The organism is Kitasatospora sp. NPDC101176 (assembly GCF_044768035.1).
Lineage (GTDB): Bacteria > Actinomycetota > Actinomycetes > Streptomycetales > Streptomycetaceae > Kitasatospora.
In genome coordinates, this window is sequence record NZ_JBIWPA010000012.1 from 1 (window position 1) to 16,418 (window position 16,418).

The 16,418-nt window shown below is 76.5% G+C and carries 10 protein-coding genes and 1 pseudogene; 1 reads left to right on the top strand and 10 read right to left on the bottom strand.

The features are described from left to right. The 8 genes and pseudogenes from ACIRS1_RS18455 to ACIRS1_RS18490 all read right to left on the bottom strand — a co-directional run. Positions 1 to 1,783: pseudogene (locus ACIRS1_RS18455) on the bottom strand (type I polyketide synthase); the annotation flags it as partial. Positions 1,784 to 1,930: 147 nt separating this feature from the next. Next, positions 1,931 to 3,016 (bottom strand): alpha/beta hydrolase, encoded by a 1,086-nt coding sequence (locus ACIRS1_RS18460; protein WP_360215632.1) that lies wholly within the window; start codon positions 3,014 to 3,016, stop codon positions 1,931 to 1,933. Further along, positions 3,013 to 4,050: a 2-oxo acid dehydrogenase subunit E2 gene (locus tag ACIRS1_RS18465; RefSeq protein WP_402840801.1), complete on the bottom strand. Its 1,038-nt coding sequence runs from the start codon at positions 4,048 to 4,050 to the stop codon at positions 3,013 to 3,015. Before ACIRS1_RS18465 ends, ACIRS1_RS18460 begins: the two co-directional genes overlap by 4 nt. Before the next feature lie 4 nt (positions 4,051 to 4,054). Continuing rightward, complete coding sequence (locus ACIRS1_RS18470) at positions 4,055 to 5,113, bottom strand: 3-oxoacyl-ACP synthase III family protein (RefSeq protein ID WP_402840804.1); 1,059 nt, start codon at positions 5,111 to 5,113, stop codon at positions 4,055 to 4,057. Between the two features lie 378 nt (positions 5,114 to 5,491). Next, the gene (locus tag ACIRS1_RS18475; RefSeq protein ID WP_402840807.1) at positions 5,492 to 7,261 is read right to left on the bottom strand and encodes a dipeptide ABC transporter ATP-binding protein; all 1,770 of its coding nucleotides are present in this window, start codon (positions 7,259 to 7,261) and stop codon (positions 5,492 to 5,494) included. A 169-nt stretch (positions 7,262 to 7,430) separates the two neighbouring features. Then, positions 7,431 to 8,333: an ABC transporter permease gene (locus ACIRS1_RS18480; RefSeq protein ID WP_402840809.1), complete on the bottom strand. Its 903-nt coding sequence runs from the start codon at positions 8,331 to 8,333 to the stop codon at positions 7,431 to 7,433. After that, complete coding sequence (locus tag ACIRS1_RS18485) at positions 8,330 to 9,295, bottom strand: ABC transporter permease (RefSeq protein WP_360215617.1); 966 nt, start codon at positions 9,293 to 9,295, stop codon at positions 8,330 to 8,332. The genes ACIRS1_RS18480 and ACIRS1_RS18485 overlap by 4 nt, the downstream gene beginning before the upstream one ends. Further along, positions 9,292 to 11,013, bottom strand: a complete 1,722-nt coding sequence (locus ACIRS1_RS18490; RefSeq protein WP_402840814.1) for an ABC transporter substrate-binding protein — start codon at positions 11,011 to 11,013, stop codon at positions 9,292 to 9,294. Before ACIRS1_RS18490 ends, ACIRS1_RS18485 begins: the two co-directional genes overlap by 4 nt. 301 nt (positions 11,014 to 11,314) lie before the next feature. Here ACIRS1_RS18490 and ACIRS1_RS18495 point away from each other — a divergent pair, with 301 nt between their 5' ends. Then, a complete protein-coding gene (locus ACIRS1_RS18495; protein WP_402840817.1) occupies positions 11,315 to 11,953 on the top strand; it encodes a nuclear transport factor 2 family protein in 639 nt (212 codons plus the stop codon). A 39-nt stretch (positions 11,954 to 11,992) separates the two neighbouring features. On the opposite strand, the gene ACIRS1_RS18500 is transcribed toward ACIRS1_RS18495, so the two are convergent. Then, entirely contained in the window at positions 11,993 to 13,069 is a 1,077-nt protein-coding gene (locus ACIRS1_RS18500) for a response regulator transcription factor (protein WP_402840820.1), read from the bottom strand. Positions 13,070 to 13,290: 221 nt separating this feature from the next. Next, the gene (locus ACIRS1_RS18505) at positions 13,291 to 16,242 is read right to left on the bottom strand and encodes a hypothetical protein (RefSeq protein WP_402840823.1); all 2,952 of its coding nucleotides are present in this window, start codon (positions 16,240 to 16,242) and stop codon (positions 13,291 to 13,293) included. Between the last annotated feature and the right edge of the window lie 176 nt (positions 16,243 to 16,418).

The following is a 16,418-nucleotide window of genomic DNA, read 5'->3' on the forward strand; positions in this document are numbered from 1 at the left end:
TGGCTTGGGCGTAGGCGGGGAAGGTCTGGTAGAGGTGGCGTCCGGTGCCGGGGTGGTGGCTGCCTTGGCCGGGGTAGAGGTAGACGGGTCGGGTGGCGGTGGTGGTGGCGGTGCCGGTGACGAGGGCGGGGTGGGGGTGGCCTTCGGCGAGGGCGGTGAGTGCGGCGTGGGCTTCGGTGGGGGTGCGCAGGATGACGGCGGCGCGGTGGTCGAAGGTGGTGCGGGTGGTGGCCAGGGCGTGCGCGACCTCGGCGGGGTGAACGCCCCCGGCGTCCTTCGTGTCGTCGGTGTCGTGGAGGTGGTCGGCGAGGCGGCGGGCCTGTGCGCGTAGGGCGGTGTCGTCGCGGGCGGACAGCTGCCACACGTACGGCCCGGGCACCTCGACGGGCTCGACGGGCTCGTCGGCGGTGGGTTCCTCGAGGATCAGGTGGGCGTTGGTGCCGCTGATGCCGAAGGAGGAGACCGCTCCCCGGCGGGGCCGTCCGGTCGCCGGCCAGTCGCGGTGCTCGGTGAGGAGTTCGACCCGTCCGGCCGTCCAGTCCACGTGCGGGGACGGCGCGTCCAGGTGCAGGGTGCGCGCGAGTTCGCCGTGCCGGAAGGCCTCGATCAGCTTGATGATGCCGGCGACGCCGGCCGCGGCCTGGGTGTGCCCGATGTTCGACTTGACGGCGCCCAGGTAGAGCGGCGCCTCGCGGTCCTGCCCGTAGGTGGCGAGGATGGCCTGGGCCTCGATCGGGTCCCCGAGGGTGGTGCCCGTGCCGTGCGCCTCCACCACGTCGACGTCCGAGGTGGTCAGCCCGGCGCTGGCGAGCGCGGCCCGGATGACGCGCTGCTGGGAGGGCCCGTTGGGCGCGGTGAGCTGGCTGCTGGTGCCGTCCTGGTTGACGGCCGAGCCGCGCAGCACGGCGAGCACCGGGTGCCCGTTGCGCCGCGCGTCCGACAGGCGTTCCAGCACGACCAGCCCCGCGCCCTCCGCCCAGCCGGTGCCGTCGGCGGCGGCCGCGAAGGGCTTGCACCGCCCGTCCGCGGCCAGTCCGTGCTGACGGCTGAACTCGACGAAGGTGCCGGGGGTGGCCATCACGGTGACGCCGCCCGCCAGCGCCAGCGTGGACTCCCCCGAGCGCAGTGACTGGGCGGCGTAGTGGATCGCGACGAGCGAGGAGGAGCAGGCGGTGTCCACGGTGACGGCCGGGCCCTCCAGCCCGAGCGTGTAGGAGACCCGGCCGGTGGCGATGCTGCCCGCACTGCCGTTGCCGATCCAGCCTTCGAAGCCCTCGGGGGCCGGGTTGAGCCGGGCGCCGTAGTCCGAGTACATGACGCCCGCGAAGACGGCGGTCCGGCTGCCGCGCAGCGTGGTCGGGTCGATGCCGGCGCGCTCCAGCGCCTCCCAGGCGGTCTCCAGCAGCAGTCGCTGCTGCGGGTCGGTGGCCAGTGCCTCGCGCGGGCCGATACCGAAGAACTCCGGGTCGAAGTCGCCCGCGCCGTACAGGAATCCGCCCTCGCGCGCGTACGCGGTGCCGGGGTGGTCCGGGTCGGGGTGGTAGAGGTTCTCCAGGTCCCAGCCGCGGTCCGCCGGGAAGGGGCCGATCGCGTCCACGCCGTCGGCGACGAGGCGCCACAGCTCCTCCGGCGAGGTGACGCCGCCGGGGTAGCGGCAGCCGATGCCGACGACGGCGATCGGGTCGCGGCGGTCGGCCTCCAGGCTGGCCACCCGCTGGTTCGCCCGCTGCAGGTCGGCGGTGACCCGCTTGAGGTAGTCGCGGAGCTTCTCCTCGTTGGCCATGGGGTGGTTCCATCCTTCGGTCGGGGCGGTGGTCCGTCCGGTGGCGGTCCACCGGGCAGCGGAGGTGCGGTCGGGGCGGGCGGGGCGGAACGGCGGGAACAGCGGAGGGCAGGAGGAGCCCGGGCGGACCGGCAGGGGGCCGGGCGGTCAGTCCGACCGGCGGGCGCGCAGCCGGGCCAGGCGCCAGAGCGCGCCGAACAGCACCCGCCGCGGGTCGCGGACGCCGCGCATCCGCAGGATCGAGAGCACCGCCCAGAGCGGGGTCTCGGCGGCGTGCCGGGGGGAGCCGTGGACGTCGTCGTTGGTGAGCAGCGAGAGCCTCCGCACGCTCCGGCGCAGCAGGGCCACCTCCTCCGGCGGGATCACCTCGTCGCGGCCGCTGACCAGGTAGGCGAGCGGGATGTCGAGGGCGGCGAGGTCGTCGGCGCCGAGGGCCCAGTCGCGGATGTGCGGGCCGAGCCCGGCGGGTTCGACGCCGGACAGGTGGGCGAGGGTGTCGACGGTGATCCGGGGGAGGCGCAGCTGCCACGCGGTGTCGGTGAAGAAGTGCCGCAGCGGAGCGCCGGCGGTGACGACGCCGCGCAGCCGGCGGTCGTCCAGGGCGGCGCGCAGGGCGAGGTGGCCGCTGAAGCTGAACGCGATGGCGTGGGTGTCGGCGGTGCGGGCGCGCTCGCCGACGGCGTCCAGCAGGGCGGGGTAGATCCGGTGGCTGTCGGGGCCGTAGCGCAGGGTGTTGTCGCCGACGCCCGGGAGTTCGAGCACCAGGCCGGCCATGCCGAGGCGGGCGACCTGGAGCAGGACCGGCGCCCACTGCTCCTTGGTGCTGACGATGCCGCCGGAGAACAGCAGCAGCGGCTTGGGGTCGCGGGCGGAGAGTCCGGACGTCCAGGCGCGGACGGTGCCGGCGTCGGTCTCGACGGTCAGCGGCTCGATGACGGGGGCCTCGGCGGTGCGCCAGCGCTCGAACGCGGTGGCGGCGCGCTCGGCGGCCTCCCGGCGGGCGGGGCCGTCCACGTACGGGAAGCGGGCGGTGGTGAAGTGGCGTACGGCGTCCTGGTACCGGCCGGCCCGCTCCGCCTCCTCGCCGACCCGGGACCACTCGGCGGTCCACGAGCCGCCGCCGTCGCCGTCGTGGTGGATCCGGTCGAGGACGAGCCGGCGCTGGTCGTCCGGGATGCGCTGGGCCCGGGCGTGCACCTCGATGTACTGCTTGAGCTCGGTGACGTCGTTCATCGTGCGGTCACCGCCGGGCCGGTGGCGTCGGCTGCAGCGCTGTCGTCGGTCGCGGCGGGCCCGGTGGACCCGGCGGTCGCGGCAGTCGCACCGCCGCCCTCGGTGCCGCCGGTGCCGCCGTCCGCGGTGAGGCCCGCGGACGATGTGGCGCCCGGCGGCAGGTACACCGGGAACTCCTCCAGCGCCTGCTTGATGCCGCCGAGCACCTCGGCCGCCTCGGCGCCGTCGACGACCCGGTGGTCGAAGGTGAGGTTGAGCCGCAGGACGGGCGCCACCGCCGGGCGGCCGTCGCGGGCGACCACCCGGTCCACGACCCGCCCGACGCCGAGGGTGATCGTGGTGCCGCCGACGGAGTGGAAGCCGTCGACCGGCGCGTGCCCGAGCGAGCTCACGGCGAAGGTGCCGATCCGCCCGGCCCGGGCCCGCAGCGGGCGTACGGTGGCGCGGTAGGCGAGCAGGCCGAGTACGGGGTGCAGCCGGTGGAGCCTGCGCAACGGGGCCACCTCGGGCCGCGCGGAGGCGTCCTCGCCGCGGTGGTGGTCGATCTGCTGCTGCACGGTGTCGAGGTCGGCGCGATCGAGGTCGGGCACGACGGTGGCGAGGACGACGCGCCGGCCGTCCAGCCGGCGGTCCAGCACGAGCTTGCCGGCCACCGAGGGGTAACGCGCCACGCGCGGCCGCAGCCGGCCGCGGATCGCCGCGTTGGCCTCGGGGTGGCGGGCGAGCACCCGGCCGGCGGTGAGCAGCACGTACGAGACGAGCGAGTACCGGGTGCCGTCGGAGCGGGCGGCGGCCCGGTGGGCCAGGACGGCGGCCATGTCGACCTCGGTGTCGAGGTGGACGGGCGCGAAGGAGCGGATCTCGTCGAGGAAGTACAGGGTGTGCCGGCGCTGGCGGGCCGGCGGCACGACCTCGGCCGTTCCGGTCGCGGTGGCGGAGCCACCGGTGGCCGTATCGGCGGCGGTGGTGGTGGCTGTATCGGCGGCGGCGGTGGTGGTGGGTCGGGTGGGCCCGGCGGGCTGGGCGGAGGACATCGGGTCACGCTCCTTCGAGGGCGAAGCCGGCCTTGATCCACTTGCTGGACTCGACCGCGATGGCCAAGGCCCGCTCGCCGTGGGCGAGTCGGGGCAGCAACTGCTCCAACTGCAGGAAGGGAAGGCCGTTTCCGTTGTTGCCGGTGGTGGTCACGACGCTGATCTCGGCGGCGGACGGGTTGTCGAGCACCTCGCTGATCCGGGTGGTCATCCGGCCGGAGAGCTGGGGCGGGAGCAGGTAGCCGAGCTCGTCCGGCTTCCAGTCCAGACGGTGCAGCAGTTCGTGGTAGATCTCGGCGGACAGCGCGGGCACCCGGGCTTCGATCGCCTTGTAGTCCTCGCTGACGGCCGGGGTGCCGTCGGGCCGGTCGTTGGGGCCGAACCAGGCGAGGGTCTGTCCGGGGGCCTGCCCGAGGCCGACCAGCCGGGTGAACACCTCCCGGACCAGCGGGGCGCCGGGCACCGGGTCGACGGAGAGCACCACGGCGCCCGCGCCGTCGCCGAACAGCATCGCGTTGACCAGCTGCTCGGGCGGCAGCGCGGAGACGTCGGCGGAGAGGTCGAAGGCGCGCGAGCAGACGTCCCCGCCGATCACGAGGACGGTGCGGTGCTCCCCGGCCCGCAGCAACTGCCGGCCCAGGGCGATGGCCTGGAAGGCGCCGGTGCAGCCGGACTGCAGCTGGAAGGTGGGCACCTGGTCGAGGCCGAGCCGGTCGGCGACGATGTTGACGGTGCCGGGCATCAGCAGGTCGGGGGTGGCCGTGCCGAGCACCAGCGCGTCGAGGTCGCCGGCGGCGAGCCCGGCAGCGGCGAGGGCGCGCAGGCCGGCGCTGGTGGCCAGGTCGGCCAGGGTGTGGGTGCGGGTGCCCTGGTCGAGGTCCAGCGCGAGGTGGCGGGTCCGGGTACCGACGAAGAGGTCCACCCACTCGGCCCACTGCGGGCTCTGCCCGAACCTGCGGGCCAGCGCGAGGTTGTCCACGGGGGCGCCGGGCAGGGCGGTGCCGACGGAGAGCAGGCGGACGTCGCGGGTGTCGGCGGGTGCGGGGCGGTCGGGGTGTGCCACAACCGGGCCTCTCTGCTGCGGGGACGGGACGCGGCGTCCGGTCGGCGCTGCCGGCCCGCGGGCGGCGGTGGCCCGGGTGAACGGGGACGGAGCCGGGAGGCGGTGGCGCTGGCGACGGCCGGTCGGCCGGAGTGCCGGACACCCGTCCGGGGGCATGGTCGGGTGGTCCGGCGCTCCCAGCCTCGGGCGGCGGGCTAAACCTGCCCTAAGCCGCTGCGTAAGCCGCAATCAGCCGGAAACGAAGCGGGAAGGGAAGCGGGAATCGAACTCGGAAGCGAGGGCCGGGCAGGCCGGGCAGCACGACGGCGCCCGCCCACGGGGCGTGGGCGGGCGCTGCGGGAGGTGCGTGGGCGGGCGGGCCGCGGACGGAGCCCCGGCCTACCCCGGCAGGGCGGCCAGCAGCTGACGGGTGTACGGGTGCGCGGGCCGGGCGAACACCTCCTCGACCCCGCCCTCCTCCACCACCTCGCCGTCCTTCATCACCAGCACCCGGTCGCTGCTGTGCCGGATCACCCCGAGGTCGTGCGAGATGAACAACACCGAGACGCCGGTCCGCTCGCGCACCTCGGCGAGCAGGTCGAGCACCTGCGCCTGGACGGAGACGTCCAGGGCGGACACCGGTTCGTCGCAGACCAGCACCTCCGGTTCCGCCGCCAGCGCCCGGGCGATGGCGACCCGCTGGCGCTGGCCGCCGGACAGCTCGCGCGGGCGCCGTCCGAGCAGTTCCGGGCCGAGACCGACCAGCCGCAGCCGCCCGGCGATCTCCTCGCGCCGCCGCCGTGCGGCCCGTCGCCCGGCGGCGCCGAGCGCCTCGCCGACCAGCCGCTCGACGGTCCACCGCGGGTCGAAGGCGCTCAGCGTGTCCTGCTGGACGAGCTGCACCCGCCGCAGGTCCGCGCCCCTGGCCGGGCCCGGCCAGGGCTCTCCCAGCAGGGTGACGGTGCCCGCGTCGGGGCGCAGCCGCCCGATGGCCATCAGCGCGACGGTGCTCTTGCCCGAGCCCGACTCGCCGAGCACGCCGAGCACCTCGCCCGCCCGCAGCCGGAGCGAGACGCCGCGCACCGCCCGGTGCCTCGAACCGTCCGGCCGCCGGTAGGACTTGACCAGGCCCTCGGCGGCCAGCACCACGGTGCCCGTGCCCGTCGCGGACGGCCCCGTCGCGGGCGGCCCGGCGGCGGGCCGCGGTGCGGGCCAGGGCCGGTCGAGCCGGCGGCAGCGCGCCAACCGGCCCCCGGCGAGGCGGACGGGCTCCGGCGGCCGCGTCCGGCAGGCGTCCTCGGCGAGCGGGCAGTGCGGGGCGTAGCGGCAGCCCGCGTCGGCCGGTGCGGGGGTGCCGGGTGGCGGCAGCTCCGGGGAGCGGACGGACAGCCGGGTGCCCCGCGGGTGCCGCCCCGGGACGGCGGCCAGCAGCTCCCGGGTGTACGGGTGGGCCGGTGCGGCCAGCACCTGCGCGGCGGGGCCCTCCTCGACGAAGGCGCCGCCGAACATCACCGCGATCCGGTCGGCCAGCCGGGCCACCACCGAGAGGTCGTGACTGATCAGCAGGAGCGCGGTGCCGGCCGCCTTCCGCTCGGCGAGCAGGTCCAGGATCCGGGCCTGCACGGTGACGTCCAGCGCGGTGGTGGGCTCGTCGGCGACCAGGACGGCCGGATCGGCGGCCACCGCGGAGGCGATCAGCGCCCGCTGGCGCTGCCCGCCGGACAGCTCGTGCGGGTACTGCCGGGCCCGCACCTCCGGTTCGGGCACGCCCGCCTCGGCCAGCAGCTCGACGGCCCGGGCCGGGCGCCGGGCGGCGGGCACCAGGCGGTGGTTGGCGAGCACCTCGGTGACCTCGGTGCCGATCCGGCGCAGCGGGTCGAGGGAGACCAGCGCGTCCTGCAGCACCAGACCGACCCGGCGGCCGCGCAGGCCGCGCCAGCCGCGTTCGTCGAGCCCGGTGAGGTCGACGCCGTCCAGTTCCAGCCGGTCGGCGCGGACGGCCGCGCCAGGGCCGGTGAGGCCGAGCAGCGTCCGGGCGGTGACGGACTTGCCGCTGCCGGACTCGCCGACCACGGCCAGGCACTCGCCGGGGCGCAGCGTGAAGCCGACGCCGCGCACCACGTCCCCGCCGCGGGCGAAGCCGACCCGCAGGTTCTCGACGACCAGCACCGGCGGCGCCCCGGCCGGCCCGGGCTCCGACTCCGGCCCGGGCTCCGCGTCCGTGAACGATTCCGCGGGTGCACCCGCGAGCGGACCCCCGGTCGGACCCCCGGACGGATCTGCGGGCGACCCGGCGGTCGGATCCGCGGGCGACCCGGCGGCCGGCCGGGCGGCCTCCTCAGCGACGGCCATGTCCGTGCCTCCCCTCCAGACGGCGTTGCAGGTCCCGCCCCACCACGGTCAGTGCGGCGGCGGTGAGCAGCACGGCGACGCCGGGGCCCAGGGCGAGTGCCCAGGCGTCCTCGAACTGTCCGCGGCCCTCGGCGAGCATCGCGCCCCACTCCGGGTCCGGCGGCTGCGGCCCGAGCCCGAGGAAGCTCAGCGAGGCACCGGCGATGACCGCCCCGGCGATGCTCAGCGTGGCGAAGACGACCAGCGGCGGCAGCGCGTTGGGCACCACGTGCCGCAGTCGCGCGGTCCACCGCGGCTGGCCGAAGCCGACGGCGTGGTGCACGTAGTCGGCCCGGCCGACCAGGAGGGCCTGGGCCCGGGCGAGCCGGACGAAGCCGGGCAGCATGGACAGCCCGATGGCGAGGGTGGCGTGGCCGGTGCCGGGCCCGAGCAGGGCGATCACCAGCAGGGCGAGCAGCAGCCCGGGGAAGGCCAGCAGGATGTCGGTCAGCCGCATCAGGACCTCGTCGACGACGGCCCGCGCGGTCGCCGCCAGTACCCCGAGCAGAGCGCCGGCACCGAGGGCGAGGCTGGTGGCGCCGAGGCCGACGACCAGCGAGTCGCGCGTGCCGTGCACCAGCCGGCTGTACACGTCCCGCCCCAACTGGTCTGTTCCCAGGAGGTGTTCGGAGCCCGGCGGGGCGAGCGCGTTGACCGGGTCGACGGCGTTGGGCGGCTGCGGGGCGAGCAGGCCGGGCGTCAGCGCGGCGACGGCGAGCAGCACCAGCACGGCCCAGGCCAGCAGCGGCCCGAGCGGGATCCGCCGCAGGGCCGCGAGGGCCGCGACGGCCGGACGGGCTGTGCGGGACGTGCGGGGCGTGCGGGAGGGGACGAGGGTGGGGGCGCTCACCGCAGGGACTCCTTCAACCGGGGGTCGGCGATCGCGTACCCCACGTCGACCAGCAGGTTGACCACGGTGAACACCACCGCCGAGACCACCACCACGCCGGTCACCACCGGCAGGTCGCGGGCCGAGATCGCCGAGGCGGTGATCCGACCGATGCCCTGGCGGCTGAACACCGTCTCCACCACCACCGCGCCGCTCAGCAGCGAGCCGACGGTCCACCCGGACAGCGTGAGCAGCGGCACCAGGGTGTGCCGCAGCGAGTGCCGCAGTCGCAGGGCCGTCTCGCCGGAGCCGCGGGCCCGGGCGCTGAGCGCGTACGGCTCCTCCAGCGAGCGCTCCATCGACTCCCGCAGGACCTGGGCGAACACGCCGAGCATCGGCAGCGCCAGGGTGACGGCGGGCAGCACCAGGCCGTCCAGCCCGCCGCCGTCCACCGCGGGGAACAGCTGCCACCGGAACGAGAAGAGGGTCAGCAGCACGATCCCGGCCCAGAACGCCGGGGTCGAGCCGAGCACCAGTTCCACCGCGGAGGAGGCCCGCCGCAGCCACGGCCGGCGCCCGGCGGTGGCCACCGCCAGCAGCACCGCGCCCAGCAGCGCCAGCAGGAATCCGGCGAGGGCGAGTTCGACGGTCGCCGCGGCCTGGTCGCCGAGCACGTCCGCGACCGGGCGGGACGCCTGGTAGGAGTGCCCGAGGTCGCCGCTCAGCAGCCGCCCGAGGAAGCGCCCGTACTGGACGACCAGCGGCTCGTCCAGCCCGAGGTCGTCGCGGACCCGGGCCGCCACCTCCGGGGTGACCTCGTGGCTGCCGACGATCAGCTGCACCGGGTCGCCGGGGGCCAGCCACAGGCCCGCGAAGGCGGCGCTGGCGGCGCCCAGGACGACCACGACCGCCAGCGCCAGGCGGCGCACCACCCAGTGCCGCAGCAGCGCGAGCCCGCCCGCAGGGGGTGGGAGCCCCTTCATCGCGCGGCCAGCCAGGCGTCGTAGAACTGCGGGAAGGCCGCCGCGTCGAAGCCGACCCCGTGCACCCTGGCGCTCGCGCCGAGCGCGGTGACCGGGACGTACAGCGGGATCTCCAGGACGTGGTCCACGACGTACTTCTGCGCCTGCGCGTACGCCCGGCCGCGAACCGCCGGGTCGCTGCTGGAGGCGCCCTGGTCGAGCCAGCCGTCCAGCTGCGGGTCGGAGATCCGGAACAGGTTGGAGCCGCCCTTGTCCGCGGTGGAGGCGGAGCCGAAGTAGTGCCGCAGGATGTCGGCCTCGGGGCGGACGAAGCTGAAGCCGAGGACGTCCGCGGTGCCGCCGACGGCGGTCTTGGCGAAGGTGCCCGGGTCCTGGTTGAGGTACTGCAGCTCGATGCCGGCCTTCTTGGCGTCGGCCTGGACGCCCTGGGCGAGCAGGTCGCGGTTGTCCCGGGCGAGGTAGGCGGAGGTCGGCCAGACGACGGTCAGCCGCTTGCCGTCCTTGGTGCGGTAGCCGTCCGCGTCCCGGCCGGTCCAGCCGGCCTCGTCGAGCAGCTTGCCGGCGGCGGCCGGGTCGTACCCGATGACGCCCTCGACGGACTTGTCGTAGAAGACGGTGCCCGGGCCGAGCGGGCCCTGCGCGCGGTGCCGCGTGTCGTGGTAGACCGACTTGACGAGCGCGTCGAGCTGGAGCGAGCGGGCGAGCGCGGTGCGCACCCGCTCGTCGGCCAGCACCCCGGCGACGGGGTTGAGGAACAGCCCGTACACCTGACCGGGCGCCTCCTGCTGGAGCACCTGGAAGCCCTTGGTGCCCTTGAGGTCGGCGATCCTCGCCGGGGCGGCGTTCCCGGCGATCTCGATCTGCCCGCTGCGCAGCTGCCCCTGGCGGACCGACTCCTCGGGGACGATCTGGAACACCAGCTTCTCCAGGTGCGCCGCGCCGGTGTGCGCGGCGCCCTCCGGCGCCCAGGCGTAGCCCGGGTTGCGCTTGAGCGTGACGCTGGTGCTCTTCTCCCAGGAGACGAAGGAGAACGGGCCCGAGCCGACCGGCTTGCGGCACAGGTCGGCGGCGTTGTCGGCGAGCGACTTGGGGGACTGGATGCCCAGGTACGGGGTGCTGAGCGCCTGGAGCAGTGCGGCGCGCGGCTTGGTCAGCCGGATCACGGCGGTGGCCGGGTCGGGCGCGTCGGCCCCGGCGAAGCCCTCCAGCAGGCCGCCGGCGTAGAGGGACTTGGTGGCCGGGTCGACGGCGTGCTCCAGGGTGGCCTTCACCGCGGCCGCGTCGAGCTTGGTGCCGTCGTGGAACAGCACGTCGGTGCGCAGGTGGAAGGTGTAGGTCAGGCCGTCCGGCGAGACCTCCCAGGACGTGGCCAGCCAGGGGTGGAACGTCCCGGCGGAGTCGAGCCGCACCAGGGAGTCGAAGACGTTGCGGTCCACCACGCCGGTGACGTCGGCCGGGCTCACCGCCGGGTCCAGGCAGTCCGGTTCGACCTCGGCCGCGAAGCGCAGGGTGCCGCCGTCCACCGGTGCGCCGCCCCCCGCCGCGCCCGCGCCGTCGGCGGAGCCGGACCCGGACGAGCCGCACGCCGCGGTGGCGACCAGGACGGCGGTGGCCAGCGCCAGCGTGCCCAGGGCGCGCAGCCCGGGCCGGGTGCCGGTTCGGCGGGCTCTGGGCGGGCGGATGCCGTCGGAAGCCGGCTGCGGCGCGGTGATGGGCACGGGGAACTCCAGCGCGAGAGGAACGTGGTGGTGGCGACCGGCCCGCGGTGGCGGTGGGGAGCGCGCGGCCCCCGCGTCGGACGGTGGGGACGGCGGAGGGCCGGCAGGCCGGCGGGTCGAGGTCAACGGGAGTCTGGCCAGGCCGCCCAAACCGGCGCTAAATCGCGCACGTCCGGGGCGGTACGTAGTCCGGGTAGGTAATTCCCCGGATGTGGGGCGCCGGCCCGCCCTGGCACCATGACGCCGCGGCCCGTACGGATCTGACGGACCGTCATTCACCAGTTGCGAGGGAGACCGACCCATGCCACCCGAGACCGCCGCCGGCACCGCCCCGACCACGGCCGCCCCGACCACCGACGCCGCCGCGACCGTCGCCGCCGCACCGATCGCCGAGGACGTCACCGCGATCCGCCGGCTGCTCTCCCGCCAAGCCCATCTGCGGGACACCGACCAGCTCGACGAGTGGATCCAGGGCTACGTGGAGGACGCCGTCTTCACCGCGCACGGCACGGTGGCGCGCGGCCGGGCCGAGATCCGGGCGATCGCCGACGCCCAGCGCGAGGCCTTCTGGTCCGACTGGCGCGGCTCCCACTTCCTCAGTGAGCCGGGGATCGACGTCGACCCGGTCGCCGGCACCGCCACCGGCACCACCCACTACACCTTCCTCGGCCTCGGCCCGGACGGCGGTTACCAGGTCTACGTCGTGGGCCGCTACCACGACAGCTTCGTGCGGACCGCGGACGGCCGCTGGCTGCTCACCGCCCGTGAGGTGCGGACCGTCGGCGAGGAGGCCGAGCTGCTCCCGGCCGCGGGCCCGGCGTCCGACGCGACCCCCGGAGCGACCGGGACGACCGGTACGACCGGGACGGCGGAGCCCGGTGCGTCCGCCGCGTCCGACGCGGCCTCCGACGCGTCCGACGCGTCCGACGCCGGCGCCTGACGGGGCGGACTCCGGCGCGGTGCGGCCCCGCGGCTCCCGTCAGCAGCGGCCGCTGCCGAGCATGATCCGGGCCACCAGCTCCTGCCGGCTGCCCACCCCGGTCTTGGTGAACACGGACTTCAGGTGGTCCTGCACCGTGTACGGGGTCATCACGAGCAGCCGGGCCACGTCGCGGGTGTCGCTGCCGCGGACCAGCAGCAGCGCCACCTCCTGCTCGCGCGCGGTCAGCCCGTACGCGGCCAGGTGGAGCGGCATCACCTCGGCGGGGGAGGCCGGCGTCAGCACCACCGTCACCTCCTCCGCGGCGCCGCCGCGCAGCGCCGACCCGTGCAGCAGGTACCAGCGGTCGTCCCGGGTGCGCACCCGTACCGGCATCTGCCGGACGGGCAGTCCGTGGGCGGCCCGGCGGGCCTGTTCGGCGGCCATCGCCACCGAGGTCGGGACGGCCAGCGCGGTGGGCGTCGGGTCGGCCAGCCGGGCCAGCAGCTCCTCGGCCGGTCCGGAGACCGCGCGCAGCCGGTTGGCGCGGTCGAGCACCAGCACGGCCGGCGCCGGGTCCGCGGCGTCCGGTGCCGCCGCCGGGAGGTGGCAGGCCCGCAGGGCGTTGCCCAGGTGCCGGGCGGCGGCGTCGGCGAGTCGGCGCTGCCGCCCCAGGTAGGGTCCGCGGTCGGGCGCGCGCATGAACGCGGCGCACCCCCACATCCCGCCGGCCGAGTCGAACACCGCCCGCAGCTCGTCCCCGAACCCGGCCGGCGCGATCTGTTCCCGGTACCGCACGCTCTCCTGCGGGCGCCCCCCGGTCACCCGGCTGAGCGTCTCGGCCTGGACCCCGCTGTGCCGGATCTTCGGGAAGGTCGCCAGATCGTCCTCCCAGACCTCCAGCCGCACCGCGTGGTCGTAGGCGGCCAGACTCAGGTCCTCGCTCTGCACGGAGTTCACCAGACCGGTCGCCGGGTCCGCCGTGTGCCAGCAGACGGCGTCGAACTCCAGCACGGGGCGGAGCAGTTCGTCGGCGCGCCGGAACACCTGCGCCGCCGTCAGCTCCTCCCCGGCGAGCTCCCGCACCCCCTCGATCGCCGATCGCGCCGCCGCCCCACGAGCTCCAGGTGATCCCATGGCGGGGACGCTAGCACCGCGGTTCGTACTCCGACCACGGGCCGATCGGCGGGTTCGCCCTCCTCCTCGTGGCGCTCCTCCGCGGCCGCCACGCGGCGTGCTGATGCCTCGTCATGCCTCTCGCCGCCGGTCCGTCGCGTGACCGTGTGCCGCATGACCGTGTCACCCTCGCCGTCGCTGTCGCCCGCCCCGGCCGTGTGGCCGGACCGGCGCACCGTTCGTCAGTGCCGGTCCCCCGCCCGTAGCTCGGAGGTGATACCGCGCCGCCCGGAGACCAGTGCCTCGGCGAGCACACCGGCGGTGACCAGGGCCGTCAGACCGAGCACCTGGAGCAGGACCGGCACCAGCGCGGGCCGCAGCCCCGGCGGGACGTCGGTGCCGACCAGGGCGGAGAGGTCGAACGCCGGCCCGAGCAGGGCGGTCGCGGCCAGTGCCGCCACTCCGCCGCCGACGGCCGCGACGAGGGTCTGCGGCAGGGTCTCGACGAGGATCAGGGCCAGGCCCTGGCGCGGGCGCAGGCCCAGGGTGCGCAGCCGGGCGAGCAGCGCGGCGCGTTCGGGGGCGGTCCGGACCAGCGTCAGCAGGACGGCGAGCAGCGCGAATCCGGCGGTGCCGACCACTGCCGCCCAGAACAGCCGGGTGGCCGAGCGCTGCAGCGGGTCGGCGGCGAGCTCGGCGGCCAGGGCGGTGGCGGTGTGCACCCGGTAGCCGTTCGGCAGGCTGACGGCCCCGGCAGCCCCGGCGCTCCCGGACGGCCCGGAGGCGCCGTCGGCCGCGGCCCCGGTGCCCGCGCCCGCCCCGGGCGCGACGGCGGACGGTGCGACGGCGGACGGTGCGACGGCGGAGGGCGCGACGGCGGACGGCGACACGGCCCCGCTCGCCTCGGCGGAGAGGGCCTCACCGGGGTGCTCGCCGAGGGTGAGCCGCCAGGCCACCGGCGGCGCCGTCTCGCGCACCAGCCGGGTCAGCTCCTTCTCGTCGACGTCGCCCACGGCGAACCACAGGTTGGGCTGCCCGGGCTGGGGGAGCCGGGCGCTCGCGGGGCCGGCCGGCAGCACGACGAACCTGCGGTCGTCCCCGACCAGCGCGGGGGTGGTGGCGATCCGGCCGGCGTCGGCGGTGCCGAGCTCCCAGCCGTCGGGCCACCGCAACCGGTAGCCGCCACCGCTGAACCGGTCCCCCAGGGCGGTGCTGAAGAGGGCGGGTACCGGCGCGTCGGCTCCGCCGGCGCCGGTGAGGGCGGCCGGGTCGAACGCGCCGCGGCCGACGCTGCGGGAGAGTTCGGCGTAGGCCTGCGGGTCGACGACCAGGGCGCTGACCCTGGTCGGCCCGACGTCGCTGCCGAGCAGGTACACCTCGCTCTCCCACCAGACGCCGGTGGCGAGCCGGACTCCGGGCAGTGCGGCGGCCGCCTCGGTGAACCGGGACGGCAGTGAGGCGCCGGTCGGCGCACCGACGGCCGCGTCCCCGCCGACGACGGTCCGGGAGGCGCGCACCCGGGCACCTTCGACGGCGTCCAGCACGGTGGCCCCGAACCCGGCCGTGGTGACGGCGAGGGTCAGCGCGAGCATCGGCAGCAGGGAGGGGCGGCCCCGACCGCCGGGGCCGCGGGCCGCGCGGGCCAGGCCGAGGAAGCCGACCAGGCCGGGGAGCCGTCCGGCGCTTCGGGCGAGTGCCCCGACCGCGACGGGCTGGAGCCTGGCGAGCACGAGGCCACCGGTGACGGCGAGCAGCAGCGGTGCCGCGACCAGCAGCGGGTCAAGGCCCGCGCCGGTGGGCGCGAGGCCGCGGCGGCGGACCTCCAGGGCGGCCGCGGCGGTGACGGCCAGCACCAGGAGTTCGGCGACGAGGCGGCGGCCCCCGTTCCCCGGGCGCGGCGCGGACCGGAACAGGGCCGCGCGGGCGGGGAACGCCAGCAGGGCGATCAGGGTGGTGGCGGCGGCCGCCAGGGCGGCGTCCGTCCAGCGCGGGGTGGGCACCAGCAGGAGGGCCAGGGCGGTCGCGGCCGCGGCGGCGGGCAGTACGGTCACCGCGCCCTCGCCGAGCAGGCGCAGGAGGATTCCGCCGCGCGAGCCGCCGCGGGCCCGGAGCAGCCGCAGTTCGGCCGCGCGCCGTTCGGTGGTCAGGCCGGCGGTGAGGAGGAGAACCACGGCGGCGACCCCGGTCAGTCCGGCCGGGCCGATCGCGGCGAGCGGTGTCACGGCGCCCTGCCGGGCGATGGCCCGGTCGAAGGCGGCGGGCAGCTGTGAGGAGATCGTCAGGTCGTTGCGGCCGGTGGCGGTGGCCAGCCCGACGACGGTGGAGCCGCCGGTGTACCCGGCGATCTCCCGCCTGGTCTCGGGCAGTCGGCGCGCGTGCAGGGCTCCGGTGTCGACCGGCAGGCGCCAGAAGTCGGTCGTGTGGACGCCCCAGTCGGCGAGCCTGTCCAGGCCGTCCGCGGCGACGATCCCGTCGGCTGCGAGGAGGAGGTGGGGGTTCCCCCGCACGCAGGCGCGGTCGACGCAGCCGAGGTCGGCCCAGTACGGGTCGTGCGGGTCGTCGACGGTGTAGAGGCCGACCACCCGGGCCAGTTCCCGGTCCGGTCCCTCGCCGCCTTGGAGGACGTCGCCGAGGCCGATGCCGATGGTGGTGGCCGCGGCCTTGCTGAGCGCGATCGGCACCGGCCCGCGGCCGCCGTCGCCCGCCGGCCAGGTGCCCGCCACCACGGTGACCCGGGTGGTGATGCCCTGGAGGTAGACCAGGCCGACCTTGGGCCGGAGGCCGTCGGGGCGGGCGTAGCCGGGGTTGTCCAGCTCGCGGGGTTCGTCGCCGCGTGCCCCGTAGACCGGGCCGGACGCCGCGTAGCGGAAGGTCGTCCCGGGGCGGGAGCCGAGCGTCCGCGCGACCTCGTCGAGGTCGGCGGCGTCGGACCGGTGGTTGGCGGTGGCGAGCAGGATGTTCCAGGAGGGGCCGCGGTCCTTCAGGAAACCGTGCAACGCCTCGTCCGCGCCCCGGTCCAGGACGCGCGGGAGCGCGGCGGCGAGCAGCACGGTGCCGAACGCGAGCGCCGCCATGAGCAGGGCGGCCGTCCGGCCCGAGCGCAGCCGGGTGCGGACCCAGGGCGCGGGCCGGTGTCCGCCGGCCGGCCGGGCGGTGTCGGCGTCCGGGGCGCGGGTGTCGGCCGGAGCGGTCACCTCTCCTCCAGGTGCCGCAGCCCGGCGGCCGCCTGCCGCAGACCGCGTCCGACGGACCCGTCCATCCCGTTCCTCCCCCTGGTGGTTCGCGCCGGTGCCCGTGGGCCCGTCGAACCGGACCCGCGGCGAGGGTCCGCCCGGCCGAGTGCCCGTCGGGAGCCCCGGGCCGGTGCCCG

What these genes read in the sequence shown, in the direction of transcription:
- ACIRS1_RS18500 (WP_402840820.1), bottom strand. Translation starts at nt 13,069, where the DNA reads ATGGGATCACCTGGAGCTCGTGGGGCGGCGGCGCGATCGGCGATCGAG.
- ACIRS1_RS18465 (WP_402840801.1), bottom strand. Translation starts at nt 4,050, where the DNA reads ATGTCCTCCGCCCAGCCCGCCGGGCCCACCCGACCCACCACCACCGCC.
- ACIRS1_RS18460 (WP_360215632.1), bottom strand. Translation starts at nt 3,016, where the DNA reads ATGAACGACGTCACCGAGCTCAAGCAGTACATCGAGGTGCACGCCCGG.
- ACIRS1_RS18495 (WP_402840817.1), top strand. Translation starts at nt 11,315, where the DNA reads ATGCCACCCGAGACCGCCGCCGGCACCGCCCCGACCACGGCCGCCCCG.
- ACIRS1_RS18485 (WP_360215617.1), bottom strand. Translation starts at nt 9,295, where the DNA reads ATGAAGGGGCTCCCACCCCCTGCGGGCGGGCTCGCGCTGCTGCGGCAC.